The following is a 24,574-nucleotide window of genomic DNA, read 5'->3' as shown; positions in this document are numbered from 1 at the left end:
GATCCCGCGTTTGCCGGACCTTTCGCCCGGGCGCCACTGACTCTGGCTGTGGAGGGCCATGATCTGTCCCGCCGGCACGGCTCCCATCTCGCCGTGGACGGTGTCTCGCTCGCGATCCCGGCGGGCGAGCGCCACGGGCTGGTCGGGCCGAACGGCGCCGGCAAGACCACGCTGATGCGCATGCTCAGCGCCACGCTCGCACCGGACCACGGATCTCTCCGGGTGCTCGGGCACGACGTGACACGCCACCCCAGGGCCGCCAAGGCGCGGATCGGCGTGGTGCCCCAGGGGATGACGCACGACAACGAGATCCTGGTGCGGGAGAACCTCACCACCTTCGGCCGCTATCACGGGCTCTCCAGGCGGCGGGCCGCCGCGCGCGCCGACGAACTGCTGGAGATGGTGGGCCTCACCGCGCACGCCCGCGCCATGCCGCAGACACTCTCCGGCGGCATGCAGCGGCGGCTCCTGATCGCCCGTGCCCTGGTGAACGACCCGGACCTGATCCTGCTGGACGAACCGAGCACGGGACTGGACCCGGAGAGCCGGGTGATGCTGTGGGACCTGCTCGACAGGCTGTGCGCCACCGGCAAGACGCTGGTCATCACCACGCACTACCTGGAGGAGGTCGAACGCCTCTGCGACAGGGTGACCGTGCTGCGCGCCGGACGGGTGCGGCACTCGTCCCACCCGCGGCGGCTGATCGCCGCGACGCTTCCGAAGTACGTGGTCGAGCTCGATCTGCCGGCCTCGGAGGCCACGGTCGCCGGGAACAAGGCCGCCGGGAACAAGGCCGCCGGGAACGCGGTTGCCGAGAACACGGTTGCCGGGAGCACGGTGCCCGCGTGGGCCGGGGAGCGCGAGCGGCTCCGGGTGGGCAACCGCCTGCTGGTGTTCGGGGATTCGGTCGCCGACCTGACCAGGGACCTCGCGGCGGCCGGCGCCGGCGACCACCTCGTCCGGCCGGCGTCGCTGCAGGACGCGCTGCACGCCCTGGACCGGCGGGAGGAGACCACACCGGCGGATCCGGCGCCGGTGACTCCCGCCGCGCCGCCGGGCCCGGGGACAGGCCGCCGGGGTGCGGGCGACCGGCAAGGCGCGCGGCATCGCACGCGCCGTGCCCTCCCCGCGCCCTCTCCCGCCCTCGCCCGGCGGATCTGGTGGCGTGACTTCACCCTGTTCAGGAAGTCCTACCGGACCACCATCGTCCCCAACTTCTTCGAACCGGTCTTCTCGCTGGCGGCGATGGGGATCGGCCTGGGGTTCTACGTGGACGGAGCCGCCATCGGCTCGTCGTACGCGAGTTTCGTCGCCCCGGGACTGCTCGCCGTCACCGCGATGAACGGCGCCGTCTTCGAGGTCACCTACAACGTCTTCGTACGGCTCCGGCACGCCCGCAGTTACGACGCGGCGGTGACCAGCCCCGTGGAGCCGCCCGACATCGCGCTGGGCGAGCTGATGTGGGCGCTGACCCGATGCCTGGTCTACACCGGCGTCTACCTGGCGATCGTCGCGGCCCTGGGCTACGCGCCCGCGAGCACCGCCCCGCTCGCCGTTCCCGCCCTGCTCCCGCTCGGCCTGGTCTTCGCCTGCGCCGGACTGATCTTCACCGGCACCGTCCGCGCGATCAACGCCTATTCCTACTTCTACACCCTGGTGCTGACCCCGCTCACTCTGCTGAGCGGGGTCTTCTTCCCCACGAAGAGGCTCCCTCCGGTGTTGCGCGCCGTGGCCGAGGTCTCTCCGCTCCACCACGGGGTGGAGCTGTCGAGAGCCCTGGTGATCACCGGCGATCTCCCGGCCGCCGCCGGGCATCTCGGCTGGCTGGTCGCGCTCTCGCTGGTCCTGCTCGGTCCCGCCCTGTACAGCCTGCAGCGGCACCTGTGCGCGTGAACCGGAATTCGAGCCGCCGGTCAGGGCGCCAGGCGGTGCAGGTCACGCGGGAAGAGCGTGGTCCAGCGGATGTTGTCCGCCTCGGTCAGCCGGGCCACGAACCGCTCCAGCCCGAGCGCGAACCCGCCGTGCGGCGGCATGCCGTGGGCGAACGCGGCCAGGTAGCCGGCGTAGGGCTCCGGGCTCTCCCCGCGAGCCTCCAGAGCGGCCAGGTAGTCGGAGTGGCGGTGCAGCCGCTGCCCGCCCGTGACCAGTTCCAGGCCGCGGAAGAGCAGGTCGAAGCTGTTGGAGAACTCCGGCCGCTGCGGGTCGGGGTGCGTGTAGAACGGCCGCTTGCGCATCGGATAGCCCGTGACGAAGAGGAACTGCGAGCCGTACTCGCGCATGGCCCACTCGCACAGCCACCGCTCGTGCGCGGGGGCCAGGTCGGGCTCACCGCGCGGGTCCTCGTCGGTCTCCCGCGCCAGCAGTTCCTGCGCGTCGGCGAAGTGGATCGACGGGATCTCCTCCGGCACGTCCGGCAGCTTCACTCCGAGCAGCTCCACCGCGCCCGGGGCGCGCTCGGCGATGGTGGCGACCATCTCGGCCACCGCCTCGCGGACCACGGCCATGACGTCGCGGTGGTCGGTCACGAAGCCCAGCTCGGCGTCGAGGCTGGTGTACTGGGCCAGGTGCCGCGCCGTGTCGTGCGGTTCGGCCCGGAAGACGGGGCCGACCTCGTAGACGCGTTCGAAGACCCCGACCATGGTCTGCTTGTAGAACTGCGGCGACTGCGCCAGGTAGGCCTTGCGGCCGAACCAGTCGAGGGCGAAGACGTTCGCCCCGGACTCGGTGGCCGACGAGACCACCTTGGGAGTGTGCACCTCGGTGAAGCCGAGCCGGTCGAGCGCGCGGCGGTATCCCGCCACCGAGGCCGCGGAGATCTCGAACGGCGCGCGCAGCCTGGGGTGGCGAAGGGCCACCGCCGCGTTGTCGAGCACGGTGGGCAGCGCGGCCGAGACCACCGGCCGGTAGAGGTCGAACGGCGACGCGACGGCGGGCTCGGACAGCTCGCGGACCGCCGGCGAGGTGATCTCCACTCCGCCCGGCGCCTGCTGGTTGGCGGTGACGGTCCCGGTCACCTCGATCACGGTCTCCTCGGTGAGCACCGCGAGGCGTTTCACCAGGTCCGGCTCGGCGGCGACGACCTGCACCAGACCATCCCGGTCACGCACGATGGCGAAGGTCACCGACTTCAGCGCGCGGACGCGGTGCAGCCAGCCGGCGACGGTCACCTCTTCCCCGACATGCTTGGAGACCTGGGAGGACAGAATTCGCATGACAACTCCACAGACGAGAACCGTAGGTGTCCCTGTCCGGTGTGGGCGAGCAGGGACCTGTCGCTCGCGGTGCCACCACACCTTCGCCCCGCCGCCGGCGAGACCTCGTTGCGGCCCGGTCACGAGGGCCCACCGGCGGGGCATTGGGCGGCCGCCACGACGGCGCCGCCGTTCCTCCCCGCAGCTCAGAAGGGTCTTCGACCGGGGGGCGAGACCGCCTTTCCAGCGACGGCGGCTCTCTCGTGACTCGCGCGGTCCCGGCCTACTTGGCTTCGTCACAGCTTTGCTCCCGATCATAGTCGAGATCGGCTCAGGGAGCGGAAGGAACGCATGACCACGGAAACACGCGCCGCCGCGTCCGCCGCCGTGTCCACCGCGTCCGCCGCCGCGAAGCGCCGGCACGCGTTCGCGCGGCTGCTTCCCTACGCCGGGGCGGCCCCGCTGAGCATCGCGGTGGTGCTCAACCTGCTCGCGGGCCTGCTCCCCATCTCCTTCATCGTGGGGACGAGCGTGCTGCTCAGCGAGATCTCCGCGTCCATGGGGGAGGGGACCGGCGACCTCGGCGCCGTCGGCACCGCGCTGGCGCTCACGGTCGGCGCCTACATCCTCCAGCAGGTGCTCGTGCCGTACCAGGCCGCGGTGGGAGAGGTGATCGCGCGCCGGGTGGACGGCCGCTGCGCCCACCGCCTGATGACCTCGGCCCTGGCGCGGGCCCCGATGTCGGTGCTGGAGCGGGAGAACGTCATGAGCAGGCTCGGGGACGCGCGCGACGGCCTCGGCCGCCGCCCGCCCACGCCGGGGGAGGCGGTCGCGGGCGGGCTCACCCTGATCGCCAGGTACACCCAGCTGGCGGGTGCGGTGGTCCTCATCGGGATCGCGCTCTCGCCGATCGCGGGCGCCGTCGCGGCGGGCACCGCGCTGGTGATCCGCCGGGGCCAGCGCGGATCTCTCGGACGGCTCGGCGGGCTCTGGCACGAACTGTCCGGTCCGCGGCGCCGCGTCACCTACCTGCGCGACATCGGCACGACGGTCACGGCGGCCAAGGAGTTCCGGACGCTGGGCCTGATCGACTGGCACGAACGCCGCCATCGCGCGGACGCGAAGGAGTATCTGGCGGCGCTGTGGACCGGCCGGCGACGCATCCTGTTCTGGCCGTTCGTGGGCTACACGCTGGTCGGCCTGGCGGGCGGCTCCGTCCTCCTGGTCTGGCTCGGCCGTTCCGCCGCCGGCGGCGACTTCGGTCTGCTCGAACTGTCCGTCGTCCTCCAGGCGGCGCTCGTCGCGATCCGCTTCGGCGCCTTCTTCCCGGAGAGCGACGTCCAGACGCAGTACGGGCTGAACGCCTACGAGGCCCTGACCGAGTTCGAGGAACTGGCCGAGGGGAGCCAGAAGGACGTCCCCCGCGGCAGTCTGACGGCTGACGGGCTCCCCAGGCGCGGCATCCGCTTCGAACAGGTCCGCTTCCGCTACGGGGAGGGACGGCAGGTTCTCCACGGTCTCGACCTGGAGATACCGGCGGGCCGCTCGACCGCGATCGTCGGGCTCAACGGCGCGGGCAAGACCACGATCGTCAAGCTGCTGACCCGCCTGTACGACCCGGAAGAGGGCAGGATCCTCGTCGACGGGGAGGACCTGAGACGCCTCGATCCCAGGGAGTGGCAACGCCGGCTCGCCGTGATCTTCCAGGACTACGTGCGGTACGAGCTGTCGGCCGGCGCCAACATCGGTCTCGGCGCGCCGGCCGTGTCGGCCGACCGGGCCGCTCTTCTCGCGGCCGCCCGCCGCGCCGGCGCGCTGGAGGTGGTGGAGGCGCTGCCCGCGGGGCTGGACACCCCGCTCTCCCCGCGGTACAGGAGCGGACGCGACCTCTCGGGCGGGCAGTGGCAGCGGATCGCCCTGGCCAGGGCCTTCCTCGCCGTCGCGCAGGGCGCCTCGGTGCTGGTGCTGGACGAGCCCACGGCCCAGCTGGACGTGCGCGCCGAAGCGGAGTTCTACGACCGGTTCCTGGACATCACCGGCGGACTGACCACGGTGATCATCTCGCACCGGTTCTCCTCCGTACGCCGGGCCGACCGGATCGTGGTCGTCGAGCACGGCAGGGTCGTCGAGCAGGGCGACCACGAAGGGCTGCTCAGGTCGGGGGGACGCTACGCCGACCTGTTCCACCTGCAGGCACGGCGCTTCGGCGCCGACGACACCGGGACGGGATCCACCAGATGAGACGGATCGTGCTGAGCGCCGTGTTCGTGCTGCGCCTCGCCGCGGCGGTGGACCGGGGCCGCCTGCTGCGGGCCGTCGGGCTGATGACCGTCGGCTACCTGGCCACGCCCGTCATCGCCCTCGGGCTCCGGGAGTTCACCGAGGCCGCCCTGGCGAGGCGGCTGGAGGTGGCGACGTGGGTCATCGGGGGCGTCGCCGTCCTGCTCGTCCTGGAACTGATGCTCGGGCACTTCGCGCACCTGTCGTACTTCGAGGTCGGCGAACTCGCCGAGACCACGCTCAACGAGGAACTGGTGCGCCACGTCAACGGCTCTCCCGGGCTGGAGCGCCTCGACGACCCCGCTTTCGCCGACAACGTGAACCTCGTCCGGGAGGAACTCGGCAACACCCGCACCGCGGTGGAGTCAGTGCTCCAGCTGGGCGGTCTCGCCCTCCAGACAGCGCTCACCACCGTCGTCCTCGTCACGCTCGATCCGCGGCTGGCACTCCTGCCGCTGGCCGCGCTCCCCTCGGTGCTGGTGGGCAGGTGGGCACAGAACCTCCTGGAGTCGGCGAAGGAGGCGAGCGCGGAGAACACCCGCCGCACCCGCCACCTGCTCGCGCTGGCGACCGCTCCGGCCTCGATCAAGGAGATCCGCCTCTTCCACGCCGAGGCCGCGCTCCTGCGGGAGCAGGACGCCAACTGGTCCAGGACCAGCGCGGTGCTGCGGAGGGCGCACCTGCGGGCCGCCGCCCTGCGCGCGGCGGGCCAGCTCGTGTTCGCCCTCGCCTACGGCGGCGCGATCACGCTGGTGCTCTGGCAGGCGGAGCAGGGCAGGGCGGGCGTCGGCGACGTGATCCTTGTCATCACCCTGGCGGTACAGGTGAGCGTGCAGGTGGCCGGCGCCGCCACCCTTCTCACCGGCCTGCAGGGCGTGGGCAGGACGCTGGACCGGCTGACCTCGCTCCGCGATCACGGGTCGCGGGAGCACGAGGCAGGGGAGCGGGGGTCGCGGAAGCGCGGCCACGCCACACCGTCCCGGACGTCGCCGGTGCCCGGAGCCGTTCCGGCCGTGCTGCGCGAAGGGATCCGGCTGGAGAACCTGAGCTTCGTCTATCCGGGCACCGGCAAGGTGATCCTGGAGGATCTCAACCTGACGATCCCCGCCGGGGGGTCGGTGGCGCTGGTGGGCGAGAACGGCGCGGGCAAGAGCACCCTCGTCAAGCTGCTGTGCGGCCTCTACCAGCCCACCTCCGGGCGGATCCTGGTGGACGGGACCGACCTGCGCGACCTGCCGGCCGGGGAATGGCAGGCGAGAGTGGCGTCCCTGTTCCAGGACTTCGCCCGGTTCGAACTGCTGCTGCGGGAGAACGTGGGGGTCGGCGACGTCGCCCGGATGGAGGACGAGCAGGCGGTCCTGCGGGCCGTCGAGCTGGCGCGGGCCGGCCGGATCGTGGCGTCGGTGCCCGGCGGGCTGTCCGGGCTGCTCGGCCACGGCTACGGCCAGGGCACCGAGCTCTCCATGGGGCAGTGGCAGACCCTGGGACTGGCCCGGAGCCAGATGCGCGAGGACCCGCTCCTCCTGGTCCTGGACGAGCCCGCGGCGGCCCTCGACGCCGCCGCCGAGCACGCGATCTTCGAACGCTACGCCAACCTGTCGGCCGACACCGGCCGGCGATCCGGCGGGATCACCCTGTTCGTCTCCCACCGCTTCTCCACCGTGCGGATGGCCGACATGATCGTCGTACTGGACAGGGGCCGGGTGGCGGAGAGCGGCGACCACCGGGCGCTGGTGACGAGGCGAGGGCTCTACGCGGAGCTCTACGAACTCCAGGAGCGCATCTACCACTGACCGCACCGGAGAGGCGGAACGGCGGCCGTTCTCACTCTTCGAGGTCGAGGACGCCGTATCCGGCCCTGCGGGCGTGCCTGCGCAGATCGTCGATGGTGACGTCGGCCTCCGGTTCGAGCTGGCGGCAGACGCGGCCGAGGAACGCCGTCACCTCCGGCACCGTACGGCGGGTCGCCGTGGCGTAGGCCAGCGCCCGGGTGAGGACGGCCCTCGTCCGCGTGGGGACGTCGTCGCACCACAGTTGCAGGACGTGGCTGCGCGGCGCCACGTACGCGCCGAGCATCGCCAGAGAGAAGGTGCCCTTCCCGCGCGTCCCGTCCTCGCGGTCGGAGTAGCGGTCGGTGTAGCGGGACGGGGGGAGGACGAGCCGGAAGCTGTGGTGGTCGACCCAGGAGAGCGACTGGGGGGCGATCCCCCGTTCGCGCATCCACTCCGCGAAGTGGTCGCGTGGGTGCTCCGAGTCGGCGCTCTCCATCACGTGAGCGGCCGTCGGCCAGGAGTTGAGGATTTCCTCAAGGTGATCGTCCCGCAGATCGGCGACACCGGAGTAGACGAGCGTCCTGAGCCGGTGACCGTCGTGAGCCCTGACGGCGTAGCAGGGCAGGAAGGCCCGGCCCACCTCCAGGACTTCGAGGTTGAGCAGTTCGTCGGGCAGGTCGTATTCGCCCCGGTCGTGCCGCCGGGCCAGTTCCTGGACGGCTCCGGGGCGGAAGCCGCACGCCTCCGGAAGGAGGCGGAAGGTCCGCTGGGCGTGGCCGGTGTCCCGGTCGAGGATCCGGACGCCGTGGGCGTAGTGGGCGGTGCGGAGAGGCCCGCATCCTACGCCGTCGAAGTACAGGCGGAGCCGTTCCTGCTTCTCCGTGTAGCGGCGGTCGTCACGGACCGACCGCAGGCCGCGCTCGGTGAGGAAGAGGGCGTCGGCGGTGCCGTACAGATGGCCGATGCCGCCCAGGAAGCGCAGCACCCGGTCGACCGTGTGCTCGGTCAGGCCCAGGAACACGGCGATGTCGGCACGGCGGGTGAACCCGCCCTCGGCGATGGCGAGACCGACGTACCGATCGAGCAGGTCGAAGGGGTCGCGTTCCTCGACGGTCGCGGAGAGCTCCGCGGCGTGCAGGGGAAACGCGAGCGCGTGGATCCGTAACGGACGGATCCCGGGCAGGCCGGCGGCGTGCTCCAGCGCGCGGGTCTGGGCGTAGAGGATCGTGTCGGCCGGCGCACTGCTCATGGGTTCTCCCCGAGGCGTCGCATGACCTCGCGGTAGCTCCGCAGATCTCCCGTGGCCCGCACATGGTCGTGCAGCGCCCGCGCCAGGTCACGGAAGCCCGGGTCGGTGGCGTTGAGGAGGGTGGAGAGATCCCCGACGAGGATCAGCCGCTGCTTGGCCCGGGAGAAGGCGACGTTGGAGCGGCGCACCTCCCGGAGGAAGCCGACACCGCGGCGCGGATTGCTGAGAGTGAAGCCGAAGAGGATCGTGTCGTGCTGGCCGCCCTGGAACGAGTCGACGGTCGCCACCCGGCGGGCGACGGCGTCCTCGTCACGGACCTGCCGGGCGAGCAGGGAGGTGACCAGGCCGATCTGGGCCGCGTACGGCAGGATGACCGCCCAGTCGTCGGACCTGGCGTGGTAGTGGGCGGCCAGGAGTGTCAGCAGCCGGGCCTCGCAATCGTTGAGCCGGCTGTCCTTGGGCCAGGGCTCGTCCTCGCGGGGTTTGCGGTCGCCTCGCTGCCGCTGCGGAAGCTCCGCCGTGTCGATGAACGCCACGGGCGCGGCGAACAGGTCGTCGTGGTGAACCCGTCGCACGTCGGTCTCCAGCAGCCCGCCGTAGAAGTGCCCGGAGATGAAACGCGCCAGGCTCTCGGGCATCCGGCGCTGGAAGCGCAGCACCTCTTTGTTCTCCTGAGGCGCCGAGGGGAACAGCAGCTCGAAGGCGCTGTCGGTGACGAGCCGGGCCAGCTCGCGGTCGCCGGGGTGCTCGGCCGCCACCCAGGCGACCAGCCGGTCGTCGGGCAGCGGCGGCAGCTGGACATGGTCGCCGACGAGGACGGCCCGGCGCGCCCGGACCAGCGGGACGAGCAGGTCCGCCGTGCTGATCTGGCCGGCCTCGTCGACGATGGCCAGGTCGAAGTCGACGCCGTCGAGATGCCCGCTCGTCGCGGTGCCGATACAGGTGGCTCCGATCACATCGGCGTACCGGACGAGCTCGCCGTACAGCTGATCGGTCCGCCGTTCGAGCTTCTCCCTCCAGGAGGTCAGCAGGTCCAGCCGTCTGCGCATCAGGCCGAGCGCGGAGCCGGCGGCGGACAGGAAGGCGGCCAGCCTCGCGGGGTCGGGGGCGATCTCGGGATGCTCGCCGTCGAGCAACTCCCGCAAGGACGTGGCGACGCGCTCGGCCCGCTCGGCCCGTGACCGCTGTTCGGCCAGATCGCGCTCATGGGCCTGGCGCGCGGCCACCAGGTCGGGGTGCGTGGCACGGACGTGATCGAGTTCGGCGGCGACCCGCGCCAGGTCCCGCGCGATCGCGTCGAGCGTCCGGCGGATGCCCTCGGCCTCGGCGCTCGCCCTGGACCGGTTCGCCTGGAGCCGGGTGAGCCGGCGCCGGAAGAACAGGCCGACCAGCGGAAGCTCGGCGGCTCGCCGGGCGCGGGCCAGTGCCCGGTCGAGCCGCTGGAGGTCGTGGACGCGTTCGGTGAGCAGCTCCCCGTGGCGGCTCCCCGCGTCGTCCAGGGACGCCGCCCGCCGTTTGAGGTCGGCGGCCACGACGTCCTCGCGCTCGTCGGCGGCCGCGGCGCTGCGCCGGACCTGGGCTCCGGCGTCGTCGAGACGCCGCATGTCCTCGGTCAGCTGCCGGAACAGCGCGTCCGCCGGGCCGTCCGGCGCCGCGGCGCCGTAACGGGCGAGAAGGGGCTCGGTACGGCCGGCGATGAGCCGCTGCAGTTCGACCGCCCGCGCCTCGAGTGTCAGGTGCTCGCAGCCGGGGGTGATGCCGTCCTCCCTCCCGACCCGCAGCACCAGCAGGTCCTCCGGCAGGTCCTTGAGCACATTGTCGACCGCGCGGTTGGTGAAGGAGGAGATGAGGACCTTGCGGTGCTCCTCCGCGCAGGCCAGGACGACCTGCCGGATGGTGTGCGTCTTGCCGGTGCCGGGGGGTCCCTGGATGAGCGCCAGGTCGGGAACGGTCAGCGCTTTGCGGAAGGCGCTGAGCTGGCTGGCGTCCAGGGGTTCACGGGGACGGCTCCGGAGCGCGGGGGCGAAGGTCTGGAACCTGCGGTCGACCAGCGCCGTCAGCAGCAGCGGGTTGCGGGCGCGGCCCTCCCGCAGGATCTCGATGGCCTCGCGTTCCTTGTCGTAGGTGATGAGGTTCGGCGTCTCGGCGAACGCGCCGCTCTCGGGGATCCGGGCGAAGTCCACCGGCCGTTCGAACCGCACCGTCGCCACCGCCTCGTCGATCCGTTCGATCCGGCCGCGTAGGTCGGGCTCGCCGTCGATGTGGACGCGGGTGCCCGCCGTCAGCCGGTTGGCGTCGATGAGCTGGAAGGAGTGCACCGACCGGGCGGAGCGGCGGGTCGCGGCCACCGGGGTGACCCGCCGGTACGGGACGAGACGGCGGGCGTCCCCGGCCGACGCCTCGATCCGCCGTCCCTGCTCCACCAGCGTGGTGAGACGGTCGAGATAGGCGGCGTGGGCGGGCGGGAGCGTGGGCTCTCCCCCCGGCGGCACGCCGACGCCGGCGCTCCAGGCGCTCTGGATCATCGGCCAGCCGGAGGAATGACGCAGGTCGTGCGGGCTGTCGAAGACCCGCCAGCGCCCGGCGCGCAGCAGCAGGGCGCCCCGGACGATCTGGTCATGGTCGTCGAAGTGCATCGGATGGATGCCGCCGACCCAGTAGCCGCGCAGGTCCCGGGTGGGGAAGAGCATGAGGGCGTACCGGCCGTCGACATAGATCTTGAGGAAGTCGCCACGGTCTCCCCGGCCGCGCTGCAGGCGGGCGGGGACCGGATTCTGCGGCCCGGCCGCCCACAGGTCCCGGCTGATCCCTTCCATGCCCGGCAGGAGGGGGTGGCGTTCGCGCTGTTTGACCAGCGTCCCGGGGAACTTCTGCGACCAGACCAGACCGGCCTCGGCACCGAGGTCGACGATCCTTCCCTCCACCGTCTGCTCCTTCGTTCAGATGCGGAGACCTTCGCCGAGCTCCAGGATGTGGCCGCGTTCGGCCGGGTCGGAGGACAGCGCCCGATCGAGAGCGTGGGCGAAGCGCTCCGGCACGGCGGGGTTCAGGACCGCGGCCGAGACCAGCGGTATGGGCGGACGCCCGGTCACGATGACGTGGATCAGCTCGGCCAGCCGGCGGACGTCCTCGGCGGGCTCGGCGGGCTCTGCGGCCTGATCGGGGCGCAGGAACGCATGGCCGGCGTCGCGCAGGAACAGCGACCCCGCCCGGTCGGTCATGATCGAATCGGGGCTGACGGCGCCATGGGCGAGCCCTCTGTCGTGCAGGGAGGCCAGCCCTTCGCACAGCCCCGCGACTCCGCTGCCCAGGACGCGTACGGCCTCGGCCTCCCGGCCCCGGCCGTCGTAGAAACCGGCGAGGGTGGTGAACGAAGGAACCGCGGTGACCAGCACCGCCGTCTCCGGCGTCACGGACGCGGCGACCCGCGGCGGCAGGCCGGGGAGCGCTTCGGCGAGCAGGCCGGCCTCGCCGGCCAGAGCGGCGCGCCATTCCAGGACCGCGGGACCGGGCGACCTGGCGGCGATCCTGCGGATCCAGACGTGACCGCCGTCCGGCGTGAGCGCGAACGCCCGGGACGCGATCGCCGTGCCGTCCGCGGACCTCTCCTCCTCGGGATCTCCCGCGACGTGGTAGGCGACGCCCTCGATCTCGACGGTGCCGCCGATGCCGGCCGGCTCTCCGCCGGGTCGTCTCCGCGGCTCCGGCCGGGATCGCTCGACGACCACCCACCCCTCATGCTCGGCCTTGATGGCGCGCAGATAGGGCTCCGGCCACAGATCCGGCTCCTTGTCGATGGTTCGATGACAGCTCGGGCACAGCAGCATGAGATTGTCGAAGCCGTCCACCTCGGCCGGCCTGGCCGCCTCCCGGCGAGGCCCGTCGGGGGAGTGCGGCGCGATGTGGCCCATCTCGCCGATGTGGCGGGTGCCGCCTTCGATGTCCAGAGGCCTGCGGCATATGGTGCATTTTCTGTCGGTCGCGTCGAAGAGCGCGCGCCGAGTTTCATCGGGAATGCGCCTGCGCTGAGCTTGCGCCACCCGAAGATAGTAGCGATCCGAACTCATCCGGATCAGATCGTTCAACGAAACCCGAGCGCTCCGGTAACGCGTTCAGATGCCGATGAGCCGGACGCGGCCGCCGCACAACCGGGCCATGTCGTCGATGTCGGAGGTCAGCATTGTCACGGGGCCCGGCTGACGCAACGCCATCTCGGCGATCGTCGCGTCGATCGCGTACTTGTGGCCGTGCAGGCCTGTGGCCTTGAGCAGTTCAGCGGACCTCTTCGCCGCGCTCTCGGTCACCGGCTCGACCTTCACCCGGGAGAGCACCCACTGCAGGCGCGGTACGTCCACTCGTGCGTGGCTGACTTCCACAATGGTGTTGGCGCCGACAACGAAATCGGCACCCATGGAATGTAACACCTGGAACATTGCGAGGATCTTGCGATCCTGCGCGATCCAGGCGGAAAGCCCTTGAGAGTCGAGGACGACGGTTTCGACGTGATCGATCACGCCGCGCTCGCTGGACCGCCGGAATCGGCCGTCCCGAAGATACTGACGCGGGCCTGGGCCAGTTCCTCCTCGGTGAACTCCCCGTGTTCCTCCTGGTGACGCAGCAAGTCGGTGCCCAGGAGTTGGTGTCGCAGTTGGCGTGCCACCGCCTCGGCGACATACCCGGAGACGTTGTCTGTGATCTTCCTGAGTTCGGCGACCTGCTCGTTCGGCAACGTCACTGTGATGCGCGTCGTATCGGCCATAGGGCAATCATACTGCGGTATGCGTTTCAGTGGGACCGGTCTCGGGCCGGATCTCCGAATGGCGAAACGGGTGAGGCCGGCTGTAGAGGGGGCGGCCCCGCAGGGCTTGATCAACCCCGTCAGACGCGCAGGACGGTGACCTGGCGGCCGGAGGGGGTAGTCGCCTGCTCGAAGCCGCCGCGTTCCTTCCAGGGCGGGGCCTCGGGGCGGCGGTCGAAGATCACCAGGACGCCGGTGGAGAGAGTGAGCCGGTCCAGATAAAGGTCGAGCTGGGCGAGGCCGTCGGACGTCGGGTCGTTCTCGCCTGCTCGCCTGACTTTCAGTTCCATGGCCTCTCGCTGAATGTGCCGTTCGCCTTCGGGGCCGGTGTAGGGCCAGCGGATGAGCACGTCCAGTCGTTTGGTGCCGGCGGCGTACTCCCGGTCGAGGTGGCCGCCGCCGTTGACCAGGCGGTGCAGGAAGGCCATGAGGATGATCTGGCAGGCAGCCTCGTGGTAGCCCTCCTGCCGGACGAGGACCTCGCCGTGCTCGCGCCAGAAGACGACGAACTCCTTCAGCAGGCGCGGCAGGTCGAATCTGCCGTCCGGCAGTACGAAGCTGTGCGGATCGGCCATCACGTACTGCTCCGACGGGTCGCCCAGCACCCGCAGGATGACCTCCCGATAGATCGGGTTCGCCACCTCCAGTGGGGGTCTCTGCCTGATCAGGCCAAGGTCGCGTACGTAGGACAGGTCGTCGGAGAAGCCGGGCTCGACGTGGGGGAAGACCCCGGCCACGACCGGCTCCAGCACCCGCTTGACCCGCGGCTCGTGCAGCCGGGCCACCAGAGAGTCCAGATGGGTGGCGCGCGCCCGGATCAACCGCTCCTTGGCCTCCTCCACCTGCCCGGCGGTGATGGCATCGGCCACCCCCATCCGCACGGTGATCTCATAGGCGAGGGCGTTGACCAGCCACGGCTGTCCCTGTGTCAGCTCGAAGACCCGGTCCAGCGCGTCCTTGGCGAACTCCTGGCCGGTCGCCTGCGTGTGCCGGCCGTAGAGTTCGGCGATCTGGTCGGCGCTGAAGTCGTCCAGGCGCAGCGACTCGGTGACGATGTTGAACGGGCTGGCCGGGTTCGACCGTCCGGGTACGCCGCCCGAGGCGACCTTGTAGTCACGCACGTCGCGCAGCCCGCACAGCACCACCGACGCGGGGAACGGACGGCCTCCCGGCCGTGCGTTGTGGCCGTCGCGGAGCTGGCTGAGGATGCTGACCATGCTGTTGCCCTGCAGGGCGTCGATCTCGTCGAGGAACAGCACCACCCGGCGCGGGCAGCGGCGGCACCACTCCGTCAACGCCGAACCGAATCGGGTGCCCGCCGGAGCTTGCGGCCAGGTGTCCGGCGGCAGCAGTTCCTCCGGCCAGGCCGCCCACTCGGCGGCCTGGCGGAGGGACGTCAGCAGAATCTCTTCCGCGGCGGCGTAGTCGTCTCCGGCTGATTCGGCGCGCTCGCAGGAGAACATCAGGGCGGCGATGTCGCCCTCGGCGTTCAGCTCGGACGCCAGGGCGTCGAGCGTGGTCGTCTTGCCGGTCTGCCGGGGCGCGTGCAGTACGAAGTAGCGATCCATCTCGATGAGCGCGCGCGCCTGCGGGAGCCGCGGTGTGGGAGGCAGCATGTAGTGGCGCCGCGGGTCGCACGGGCCCGTGGTGTTGAAATACTTCGCTCGCGGTGTCCGCATGATTACATTCTGCCACCTGCCTCGTCCGGTGCGCGGGCCCATGCGGGACGTGATGGCCGCCCGGGCTCCTGCTCATGCTCGGGCGATCACCACGGAGCCGAGGCCCCCGGCCGGAGGGTGGCCGGGTGCTCAGTCTGTTGATCGGTGTGACCGCGTACGCGTGATGTCGGACCGCAAGCCGGCTGCGGTGAGCCATCCGGCGACGATGACGATCAGACCGATGCCGAGCCTTGGTACGGCGGCGCTCACACACTGCTCGTGCCATGCGGCAGTGAAGGCACTGCCGGCCGCTTCTTCCATCGAGCCCGGGCGCCGGGGAACGAGTGACCGCTACTCCCCAGGATGTAGCCGGGCGCGGCCTGCTTCCCCGGTGCCAGGCTGAGATGTCTTCCTGGGCAGGACGACCGCTGACCGGTCCGAAGGCCACGATGTCCGGATGTACGCGAGGGGACAGTCCCCGTCGCGCCCAGGGATCACGAGAGGACGGATGGCGTGAAGATCGGACTGATGGCATTAGCAAGCGTGGCCATGGTGGGTGTCGGCGCCGGCATGGTGACGGCGGTGCCCGCGACCAGCGAGACGGCAGTCGTGCGGGCCGCCGCGACCGGCTCGGTGACAGGCGTCGATCCCGCGAGGCTGAAGTCCGCCCTGGACGATGTCCACCGCGCGGGGATGCCCGGTGTGTTCGCCGAGGTGCGCTCTGACGGCCGGGTCTGGCGCGGTGCCTCCGGGGTGGCCGATCTGGAAACCGGCCGTCCCGTGACGCCGGGCATGCTGCAACGCGTCGGCAGCCTTGCCAAGACCTTCGTCGCGGCCGCGGTCCTGCAGCAGGTCGAGAGGGGACGAGTCGAGCTCGACGCGCCGATCGGCCGCTATCTGCCGCACCTGATGCCGGGCGAACGTGGCAGGAAGGTCACTGTCCGGATGCTGCTCAACCACACCAGCGGCATAGCCGAATACCTCGGCTACGCGTTCCCATCCCTCCAGAGGTTTCCTTCTCTGCCGGACATGTCGCCCAAGAGCCTGGACGACAACCGGTTCAAGCGGTTCACCCCGGTTGAGCTGATCGGGATGGGACTCAGGGCCCCCGCCGTCGGCGAGCCCGGAGGCTCGCCGGGGGTGTACGCCAACACCAATTACCTGATCCTCGGCGAGCTCCTGGAGAAGGTGACCGGTACCACCGCCGAGACGTACATCACCCAGAACGTCATCAGACGCGCCGGGTTGCGGCACACCATGTTTCCGGCCGGGCCGCGGGTCGATGGACCGCACCCACGGATGTACGAGGCGTTCTTCGGCTTGATCGACCCGCCGCGCGACTACAGCGTCTACGACATGTCCTGGACAGGGATAGGGGCCTCGCTGGTGTCCACGATGGAGGATCTCAACCGCTTCTACGGCAAGCTGTTCGACGGCAAGATCGTCAAGCCGTCATCGCTGGCCCAGATGCGGCGTACCGGCCCTGTCATCAGCCAGTCCGGGCAGATGATCTCCTACGGCCTCGGCCTGCACGAGCTTCAGATCCCGGGTTGCGGCACCTTCTGGGGCAACGACGGGACGGTCTGGGGCGCGGAAACGCAATCCTGGATCCGCGCCGACGGCCGGCGTCAGATCTCCGTCGCGATGAACCTCGCGAGGTGGAACACGATCGGTTCTTCGGGGCAGCCGCAGCGCCATCCCATCGATGACGCGCTGACGGCCCTCAAGCGGCAAGCATTGTGCGGCGACGAAGACGCCCCAGCTGAGAACGCCTCGTAAGAGGTGAGGCCGCTCATCCTCCGGCAGTTCTGGACGGCCGAGCCGGACATGTGAGCGAGGCGGCTTCCGGCGGCATGTACGGACAGGCGTGACCATTGGATCATGCGCAGGTCGGACCGCTGATCGCTGGCCGTACGTGGTAGGGCGGGTGGGACTTGAACCCACGACCCACGGATTATGAGTCCGATGCTCTGACCGGCTGAGCTACCGCCCCGCAATGGTGGAGTCTCTCACAACTTAGGGCAGGAGGGGATGCGGGCGCGGAGGGGAGCGACGCCCTTCGGCCCACGGCGTAATCCCCGCCTCCGCTGATCGTCCGCTGGTGCCGCTGGGTGGTCTGGGAGTTATGGGGCCATTGTCCGGGTATGTGATGCGAGAGGTGGTCAGGCTCCACACACGACGGCTCTGCGAAACGTGGCTCCGCAACGGATCGGGGGTGTCCCGGTGGGGAGACGGCTGGCGGGCGTCTGCGTGCTTCTCCTGGCGTCGGTCTCGGCGTGCGGACAGCGAGGGGAGGAGCGGGAAGCGGGCCTCGGCGCCATCGGGACCATCCGCGAGGGCTTCACCGTCGGCCTGTTGCTTCCCCGCGAGGGGCCCGAGCGCGCCCTGTTCACCCGCGCCTTGACGGCTCGCTGCCCGCGCTGCCGGGTCGAGTACGCGAACGCCGCCGGTGACCGGGCCCGGCAGGGCCGGCAGATCGGGCGGATGCTGGCGGACGGCGTCCGGGTGCTGGTCCTCGGCGCGGTGGACCCCGGCTCCGCCGCCCCCTGGGTGGCGCGGGCGAAGCTGGCCGGGGCGAAGGTCGTCGCGTACGACCGGCTCGCCGACGGGCCGGTGGACGCGTACGTCTCGACCGACCCGGCACGGGCCGGCCGGATGCAGGCCCTGGCCCTGCTCGGCGCGATGAAGCGTCCCGGGAAGGGCCCCGGGCCCGTGCTGCTCCTCAACGGACCGCCGGGCGATCCGTACGCGGCGGCCGTGAAGCGCAGCCTGCACGCGGTGCTGGACGGCCGCGTGACGATCGCCCGGGAACGGGACCTGGCCCGGCCCGGTGACGCGGCGCGCGAGGTGGCGGCGGCCCTCGCGGCGCTCGGCGGACCCGCGAAGGTGGCCGGCGTCTGCTGCCCGGGCGATGCGGCGGAGGCGGTCGCGGCCGCGCTGGCGCGAGCGGGCGCGGCCGGGGTCCCGCTGGTCGGGCAGGGCGGGCGGACGGGCGTCCCGCGGCGGGCGCCGGCGCAAGCCTCGACCGCGACCGTGCGTGCCGACGTCGCCGCCGAGGCCGCCGCCGCGGCGAGACTCGCCGTCGAGGTGGCGGGCGGCAGAACCGTGTACGGCACGGCCACCGTGTCCAACGGCACCACGGCCTCGATCCCCGCCGTGCTGGTGCCTCCCGTCGTCGTCACGAAGGACTCCGCGGCCGGACCCCGGAACGCCGGTCCCGAAGCCGCCGGTTCCGCCGGTCCCGCCGTTCCCGAAGGCGCCGCCGGAGCGGTGGTCCGTCCGCGCTGACCGCGTCATCGGAATGCGTCATCGGATACGACGAGGGCCGCGGTCGGGACGACCGCGGCCCTCGTGTCCCGGGAGGGGATCGGCCTCACTCCTCGTCGCCGGAGGAGGCGTCGGACGGCGCGGGGGCGTCGGACGGGCGCAGGCGCTCCCACAGCAGGAAGGCGCCGCCGACCACGAGCATGGCGATGCCCGTCCACAGGTTGATGCGGATGCCCTCCGCCTTCTGGATCTCCTGGGCGCCGTCGAACAGGCCGGTGACCGTGAGGATCAGTCCGTACAGCAGGAACAGACCACCGATCACGCGGCGGATGTCGAAGAGCCGTTGCGGGGCGGCCATGGGAACCTCCTACAGGAAGGGCAGGTAGAACGCCGCGGCGAGGACGACCGCCCCGGCGCCGAGGATCACGGGGGAGCGGTACCAGGCGGCGTCTCCCGCCAGCGCGTCGTCCGAGACGGACGCGTCGCTCAGGCCGTAGACGAGCCCGCGCAGCTCGCTCTGCGGCTTGGGGGTGGTGACGAGCGTGACCACGACCGAGACGACCGCGTCGACCACGAAGGCGATGCCCGCGCCCCAGAAGCTCGCGTTGAGTTCGGTGCCGAAGTCGAGCACGCCCGTCTTGTAGAGGATGTACGACGCGAAGGCGCAGACGGTGCCGCTCAGCAGGCCCCAGAAACCCGCCCACGCGGTCATCCGCCGCCAGAACAGGCCGATGATGAACGTCGCGAACAGCGGGGCGTTGAAGAACGAGAACAGCGACTGCAAGTAGTTCATGATGTTGCTGAAGCCCGCCGCGATGAACGCCGCGCCGATCCCCGCGACGATGCCGCCGGTGGTGGCGATCCGGCCGAGCCGTACGTACCACTCGTCCGAGTGGCCGCCGTTGACGTGCGACTTCCAGATGTCGTACGTGAAGACCGTGTTGAAGCCGCTGATGTTGGCGGCCACGCCGGCCATGAACGACGCGAGCAGGCCGGTCACGGCGATGCCGAGCACGCCGTTCGGCAGGAACTCGTTCATCAGGAGCGGGATCGCCTCGTTGTACGTCGGCCCGCCGTCCTTGCCCAGGTTGCCGAACAGCACCACCGCGACGAGGCCCGGGATCACGGTCACGATCGGGATCACGAGCTTCGGGTACGCCGCGACGATGGGGGTGAGCCGGGCCGCGTTGGTGTTGCGGGCCGACAGCGCGCGCTGGACCTCGGCGAAGTTGGTGGTCCAGTAGCCGAAGGACAGCACGAACCCGAGACCGAGGACCAGGCCGATCCAGTTGGCGCTCATCGGGTTGTCGGTGCCGCCGGTCTGCGCCCAGGTGTGCAGGCCGCCCTCGCCGAGCACGCCCTGCTTGACCTTCTCGCCGAGGCCGGAGAAGCCGCCGACCCGGGTCAGGCCGATCACCACGATCGGCACGAGCGCCGCGACGATCACGAAGAACTGCATGACCTCGTTGTAGATCGCCGAGGACAGGCCGCCGAGCGTGATGTACGCGAGCACGATCGCCGCCGACACGATGATGGACAGCCACAGCGGCCAGCCGAGCAGGGCGTCCATGACGAGCCCGAGCGCGTACAGGTTGATCCCGGCGATGAGGATCTGCGCGAGGGCGAACGTCGAGGCGTTCAGCAGCTGGGTCGCGCCGTTGAAGCGGCGGCGCATGAACTCGGGGACGCTGTGCACCTTCGACCGGTAGTAGAACGGCATCATCACGACGCCGAGGAACACCATCGCGGGAACCGCGCCGATCCAGTAGTAGTGCACGGTCATCAGGCCGTACTGCGCGCCGTTGGCGGCCATGCCGAGGATCTCGGTGGCGCCGAGGTTGGCGGACATGAACGCGAGGCCGGTGATCCAGGCGGGAAGCGCGCGGCCCGAGAGGAAGAAGTCCAGGCTCGTCCGTACGGCCCGCCTCGCGGCGAAGCCGATTCCCAGTACCACGAGGAAGTACAGGGCGAGGATCACGTAGTCCAGGAGGTTGACGTCGAGCCGCAGATCCTGTGCGGCCAGCAATTGGGCATCAGGCACGCAACGCCAGCTACCCTCACGCCTCCCCGTCTCACAAAGTGGGCTCGTGTATACCCAATCGTGACAAAACCGCAGGTGAGGGCCCGGTAAAGCCGGTTTCGGGCGTCCGCCGCGGCGTCCCGCGTGGCCGGGCGGACGAGCGGGTAGGCGAGCAGGTGAGAGGACACGGACGAAGGGAGACAGGTCATGGCCGACGCCCCGAACCCGATCCAGTTGCAGAAGCACCTGAAGGGCGTGGACTACCCGGCCGGCAAGTCGGACCTGATCAACACGGCCCGCGACCAGGGGGCCGACGACACCGTCCTGAACGCGCTGGAGCGCATCCCGGACCGGGAGTACGACGGCCCCAACGCGGTGAGCAAGGCGGTCAGCGAGGCCGGATGACCCGAGGCCGGGCGGGGGCGGCGCGCGGACGCGGTTCCGCCGCCGCCCTCAGCCGGGTCAGGCCCAGATGCCGGCGAGCGGAGCGGCGACGGCGGCGGCCTGGTCGAGCCCCGCCCGGAAGGCCGGCCCCCACAGCCGCGGGTCGAGCACGTCGGCGCCGAACACCTCCCGCGACGCCCCGTCGGGATGCACCGTGTACGCGGCGTCCGCGCCGGCCTTCAGCAACTCGGCGTCGAGCACCTGCCTGGGGGTCAGGTGACCGAGGGGCTCCAGCACGACGATCGTCCGCGCTCCGCCCGCCAGGTCGGCGTTGGTCGCGGAGCGGACCCCGCCGTCCACGTAGTGCCTGCCGCCGATCTCCACCGGCGGGAAGACCATCGGCACCGCGCAGCTCGACGCGACCGCGAGCACCAGCGGCGCGCCGGCCGACCGGTCCCATACGACGAACTCGCCCGTCGCGGCGTCCACGGCGGTGACGCGCAGGTCGCGGTCCGGCCACTCCTTGACCGGGAGCCGCTCGCCCACGGCCGCGAGCCGTTCCGCCTGGTGGTCAACCCGGGCCGCCAGGGCCATCTGCCCGACCCGGCGCCGGGCCTCGCGGCGGTCCAGCGCGGGGTCGGACATGACGGCGAACGCCTGCATGATCGCGTCCATGTCGACGGCGGGCGGCGGTCCGGTGTCCACCTCGGCCTGGTGGGCGATCGTCTCCTCCAGGTCGGCTTCGGTGGCCACCAGCGTGCCGACGACCGACCCCGCCGAGGTGCCGACGATGCGGTCCGCAGTCCCCAGGTCCACGCCGAGGCGGCGCAGGCCGGTCACGATCCCCGCCTCCCAGGCGATCCCGGCGACACCTCCGCCGCCCAGTACGAGAGCTGTAGTCATGACCGGAATTATGTTCTACCTCCGGGAGCGAACGGGAAGCGGCCCCCCTGGTGAAACCGGTTTAGATTTTGTCTGGACGTCAAACTATTGACGGCGCTTCGGCCGATGTGTGACTCTCTCGTTCAGATTTCCATGCACGGAGGAGAAGGACGGTCAGGGTCCCCGCCTGATCGTGCATGGCCGGTTGTCCATGCCCCCCGGAGGGAAAACCGTCCATGCGAAGACTCGCATCCCTGCTCGTGATCGCCGCCATGGCGCTGGTCACGGCCGTGATCAGGATGGCGCCGGTGTCGGCCGTCGCCGCCGATCCGTACACGTTCAAGAACGTGCAGATCGCCGGGGGCGGCTTCGTTCCCGGCATCGTGTTCAGCCCGGTCCAGAAGGACCTCATCTACGCCCGCACCGACATCGGCGGCGCGTACCGTTGGGAGCAGTCCAGCCAGACCTGGACGCCGCTGCTCGACTGGGTCGGCCAGTCGAACTGGGGCTACAACGGGGTCGTCAGCATCACCCCCGACCCGGTGGACGCCAACAAGGTGTACGCCGCCGTCGGCATGTACACCAACAGCTGGGACCCCAACAACGGCGCGATCATCCGCTCGTCGAACAAGGGCGCCTCGTGGCAGGTCAGCCCGCTGCCGTTCAAGCTGGGCGGCAACATGCCCGGACGCGGCATGGGCGAGCGCCTCGCGGTGGACCCGAACAAGAACAGCGTCCTGTACTTCGGCGCGCCCAGCGGCAACGGCCTCTGGCGGAGCACCGACTCCGGCGCCACCTGGGCCAAGGTGACCAACTTCCCCAACGTCGGCAACTACGTCGCCAGCCCCGGAGACGCGTACAACGGTGACAACCAGGGCGTCGTCTGGGTGACCTTCGACAAGCGGACCGGCACCTCGGGCAACGCCACCCAGACCATCTACGTCGGCGTGGCCGACAAGAGCAACACGGTCTACCGGACCACCAACGGCGGCACCTCGTGGGAGCGGGTCGCCGGGCAGCCGACCGGCTACATCGCCCACAAGGGCGTGCTCGACACCGCCAACGGCTACCTCTACATCGCCACCAGCGACACCGGAGGCCCGTACGACGGAGGCAAGGGCGACGTGTGGCGCTACGCCACCGCCACCGGCACCTGGACCCAGATCAGCCCGATCCCGTCCAGCAGCGGCGACGACTACTTCGGCTACAGCGGCCTGACCATCGACCGGCAGAACCCGAAGACCATCATGGTGGCCACGCAGGTCTCCTGGTGGCCCGACGCCATCTTCTGGCGGAGCACCGACAGTGGCGCGACCTGGACCCGCATCTGGGACTGGACGTCGTACCCCAACCGCAGCTTCCGCTACAAGATGGACATCTCGTCCGCGCCGTGGCTGACCTTCGGGACCAACCCGCAGCCTCCGGAGGTCACGCCCAAGCTCGGCTGGATGAACGAGTCGGTCGAGATCGACCCGTTCAACTCCGACCGGATGATGTACGGCACCGGCGCGACGATCTACGGCACGACCGACCTCACCAAGTGGGACTCCGGCGGCCAGTTCACGATCAAGCCGATGGTGAAGGGCCTGGAGGAGACCGCCGTACTCGACCTGATCAGCCCGCCGACCGGCGCCCCGCTGATCAGCGCGCTCGGCGACATCGGCGGCTTCCGGCACACCAACCTCGACGCCGTGCCGTCCATGATGTTCACCCAGCCCGTCTTCACCTCGACCACCTCGCTCGACTACGCGGAGACCAACCCGAGCGTGATGGTGCGGGCCGGAAACTTCACCGACTCCGACCGGCCGAACGACAGCCACGTCGCCTTCTCCACCGACGGCGGGGCCAACTGGTTCCAGGGCACCGAGCCGGGCGGCGTCAACAACGGCGGCACGGTCGCCGCGGCGGCGGACGGCAGCCGCTTCGTGTGGTCGCCGGCCGACCCCGGCATCCAGGTCGTCTACTCCGTCGGTTACGGCAACAGCTGGAGCGCCTCCACCGGCGTCCCGGCCAACGCGATCGTCGAGTCCGACCGGGTGAACGCGCAGAAGTTCTACGCCTACTCCGGCGGCAAGTTCTACGTGAGCACCAACGGCGGCGCGAGCTTCAGCGCCACCGCGGCCACCGGCCTGCCGACGACCGACGTCCACTTCAAGGCGCTGCCCGGCAAGGAGGGCGAGATCTGGCTGGCCGGGGACGGCGGCCTGTGGCACTCCACCAACTCGGGCGCCTCGTTCACCAAGCTGTCGAACGTCAGCGACTCGATCAACGTCGGTTTCGGCAAGGCGGCGCCCGGCAAGTCGTACCAGGCGCTCTACCTGGCCGGCGCCGTCGACGGCGTCGACGGCCTGTTCCGGTCCGACGACACCGGCGCGAGCTGGGTGCGCATCAACGACGACCAGCACCAGTACGGCAACATGGGCGAGGCCCTGACCGGCGATCCCCGGATCTACGGCCGGGTCTACCTCGGCACCAACGGCCGGGGCGTCATCTACGGCGACCGGAACGGCACCCCGCAGTCCCCGTCGGCGTCGCCCTCGGCCTCCCCGTCCGCGTCGCCGTCTCCCTCGCCGTCGCCGTCGCCGTCTCCGTCTCCCTCGGCGTCGCCCTCGCCCAGCCCGTCCCCGAGCCCGTCTCCGAGTGCGTCCCCGTCCCACTCGCCCAGCCAGTCGCCCTCTGCGACCCCGTCGGGCGGCAAGTCGTGCTCGGCGACGTACAAGGTGGCCAACCAGTGGCCGGGCGGCTTCCAGGGCGAGGTCACGGTGAAGAACACCGGCACCGTGGCGATCAGCGGCTGGACCGTCAAGTGGGCCTTCGCGAACGGCCAGACGATCAGCCAGCTCTGGAACGGCACGGTGAGCCAGTCCGGGGCGGACGTCACGGTCACCAACGTGAATTACAACGGCTCGCTCAGCCCCGGGGCGTCCACGGTGTTCGGCTTCCAGGCGAGCTGGAACAACACCAACGCGGTCCCGGCCACGCTGACCTGCACCGCCTCCTGAGATAACGCGACGACGGCCGTACGGGCGACTTCCCGCCCGTACGGCCGTCTTTTTCGCGTGGCGGCCCCGGC

17 protein-coding genes, 1 tRNA gene and 1 pseudogene are annotated in these 24,574 nt (G+C 70.9%); 8 read left to right on the top strand and 11 right to left on the bottom strand.

Translation table 11 applies throughout. The annotated features are described in order from the left end of the window. Positions 1-72: 72 nt before the first annotated feature. Together FED44_RS38465 and FED44_RS17375 are read left to right on the top strand one after the other, a co-directional pair. Positions 73-603 (top strand): annotated as a pseudogene (locus FED44_RS38465) (ABC transporter ATP-binding protein); the annotation flags it as partial. Positions 604-648: 45 nt separating this feature from the next. Beyond that, on the top strand, positions 649-1,893 hold the full coding sequence (locus FED44_RS17375; RefSeq protein ID WP_464515800.1) for an ABC transporter permease: 1,245 nt from the start codon (positions 649-651) through the stop codon (positions 1,891-1,893). A 20-nt stretch (positions 1,894-1,913) separates the two neighbouring features. Here the strand turns inward: FED44_RS17375 and aspS are convergent, their stop codons facing one another. Further along, positions 1,914-3,212 (bottom strand): aspartate--tRNA(Asn) ligase, encoded by a 1,299-nt coding sequence (aspS, locus tag FED44_RS17370; protein WP_117410169.1) that lies wholly within the window; start codon positions 3,210-3,212, stop codon positions 1,914-1,916. A 330-nt stretch (positions 3,213-3,542) separates the two neighbouring features. Between aspS and FED44_RS17365 the strand changes: the two genes are divergently transcribed. Then, positions 3,543-5,432 carry an ABC transporter ATP-binding protein gene (locus tag FED44_RS17365; RefSeq protein WP_208759032.1) on the top strand — a complete coding sequence of 630 codons (1,890 nt, stop codon included), beginning with the start codon at positions 3,543-3,545 and terminating at the stop codon, positions 5,430-5,432. Then, complete coding sequence (locus tag FED44_RS17360) at positions 5,429-7,264, top strand: ATP-binding cassette domain-containing protein (protein ID WP_138461306.1); 1,836 nt, start codon at positions 5,429-5,431, stop codon at positions 7,262-7,264. Before FED44_RS17365 ends, FED44_RS17360 begins: the two co-directional genes overlap by 4 nt. Before the next feature lie 31 nt (positions 7,265-7,295). Here FED44_RS17360 and FED44_RS17355 read toward each other — a convergent pair whose 3' ends face one another. The 6 genes from FED44_RS17355 to FED44_RS17330 all read right to left on the bottom strand — a co-directional run bounded on the left by FED44_RS17355 (position 7,296) and on the right by FED44_RS17330 (position 14,969). Next, complete coding sequence (locus FED44_RS17355; protein ID WP_138461305.1) at positions 7,296-8,492, bottom strand: hypothetical protein; 1,197 nt, start codon at positions 8,490-8,492, stop codon at positions 7,296-7,298. Continuing rightward, positions 8,489-11,416, bottom strand: a complete 2,928-nt coding sequence (locus tag FED44_RS17350) for a DEAD/DEAH box helicase (RefSeq protein WP_138461304.1) — start codon at positions 11,414-11,416, stop codon at positions 8,489-8,491. Before FED44_RS17350 ends, FED44_RS17355 begins: the two co-directional genes overlap by 4 nt. A 15-nt stretch (positions 11,417-11,431) precedes the next feature. Continuing rightward, entirely contained in the window at positions 11,432-12,532 is a 1,101-nt protein-coding gene (locus FED44_RS17345) for an HNH endonuclease (protein WP_208759031.1), read from the bottom strand. A gap of 72 nt (positions 12,533-12,604) precedes the next feature. Further along, the gene (locus FED44_RS17340; RefSeq protein WP_138461302.1) at positions 12,605-13,006 is read right to left on the bottom strand and encodes a DNA-binding protein; all 402 of its coding nucleotides are present in this window, start codon (positions 13,004-13,006) and stop codon (positions 12,605-12,607) included. Next, positions 13,003-13,251, bottom strand: coding sequence for a hypothetical protein (locus FED44_RS17335; protein WP_138461301.1), 249 nt, complete (start codon positions 13,249-13,251; stop codon positions 13,003-13,005). Before FED44_RS17335 ends, FED44_RS17340 begins: the two co-directional genes overlap by 4 nt. Before the next feature lie 119 nt (positions 13,252-13,370). Then, on the bottom strand, positions 13,371-14,969 hold the full coding sequence (locus FED44_RS17330) for an ATP-binding protein (protein WP_208759030.1): 1,599 nt from the start codon (positions 14,967-14,969) through the stop codon (positions 13,371-13,373). 492 nt (positions 14,970-15,461) lie between these two features. Between FED44_RS17330 and FED44_RS17325 the strand changes: the two genes are divergently transcribed. Beyond that, positions 15,462-16,727, top strand: coding sequence for a serine hydrolase domain-containing protein (locus tag FED44_RS17325; RefSeq protein ID WP_244302024.1), 1,266 nt, complete (start codon positions 15,462-15,464; stop codon positions 16,725-16,727). Between the two features lie 137 nt (positions 16,728-16,864). Here FED44_RS17325 and FED44_RS17320 read toward each other — a convergent pair. Further along, positions 16,865-16,941, bottom strand: a tRNA-Ile gene (locus tag FED44_RS17320). A gap of 230 nt (positions 16,942-17,171) precedes the next feature. Between FED44_RS17320 and FED44_RS17315 the strand changes: the two genes are divergently transcribed. Next, positions 17,172-18,236, top strand: coding sequence for a substrate-binding domain-containing protein (locus FED44_RS17315; protein WP_167521500.1), 1,065 nt, complete (start codon positions 17,172-17,174; stop codon positions 18,234-18,236). An 85-nt stretch (positions 18,237-18,321) separates the two neighbouring features. Here FED44_RS17315 and FED44_RS17310 read toward each other — a convergent pair whose 3' ends face one another. Both FED44_RS17310 and FED44_RS17305 read right to left on the bottom strand, forming a co-directional pair. Further along, a complete protein-coding gene (locus tag FED44_RS17310; protein ID WP_111700015.1) occupies positions 18,322-18,573 on the bottom strand; it encodes a hypothetical protein in 252 nt (83 codons plus the stop codon). 9 nt (positions 18,574-18,582) lie between these two features. Further along, the gene (locus FED44_RS17305; RefSeq protein ID WP_244302023.1) at positions 18,583-20,256 is read right to left on the bottom strand and encodes a sodium:solute symporter family protein; all 1,674 of its coding nucleotides are present in this window, start codon (positions 20,254-20,256) and stop codon (positions 18,583-18,585) included. A gap of 186 nt (positions 20,257-20,442) precedes the next feature. Between FED44_RS17305 and FED44_RS17300 the strand changes: the two genes are divergently transcribed. After that, the gene (locus FED44_RS17300) at positions 20,443-20,640 is read left to right on the top strand and encodes a DUF2795 domain-containing protein (protein WP_111700017.1); all 198 of its coding nucleotides are present in this window, start codon (positions 20,443-20,445) and stop codon (positions 20,638-20,640) included. 57 nt (positions 20,641-20,697) lie between these two features. Here FED44_RS17300 and FED44_RS17295 read toward each other — a convergent pair whose 3' ends face one another. Further along, positions 20,698-21,522, bottom strand: coding sequence for a patatin-like phospholipase family protein (locus tag FED44_RS17295; RefSeq protein ID WP_138461299.1), 825 nt, complete (start codon positions 21,520-21,522; stop codon positions 20,698-20,700). A gap of 215 nt (positions 21,523-21,737) precedes the next feature. Between FED44_RS17295 and FED44_RS17290 the strand changes: the two genes are divergently transcribed. Beyond that, the gene (locus FED44_RS17290; RefSeq protein WP_138461298.1) at positions 21,738-24,503 is read left to right on the top strand and encodes a cellulose-binding domain-containing protein; all 2,766 of its coding nucleotides are present in this window, start codon (positions 21,738-21,740) and stop codon (positions 24,501-24,503) included. The last annotated feature ends 71 nt before the right edge of the window (positions 24,504-24,574 follow it).

It is taken from the genome of Microbispora triticiradicis, assembly GCF_005864065.1.
Taxonomy (GTDB): Bacteria; Actinomycetota; Actinomycetes; order Streptosporangiales; family Streptosporangiaceae; genus Microbispora; species Microbispora triticiradicis.
This window is presented reverse-complemented; position numbering and strand designations above follow the sequence as displayed.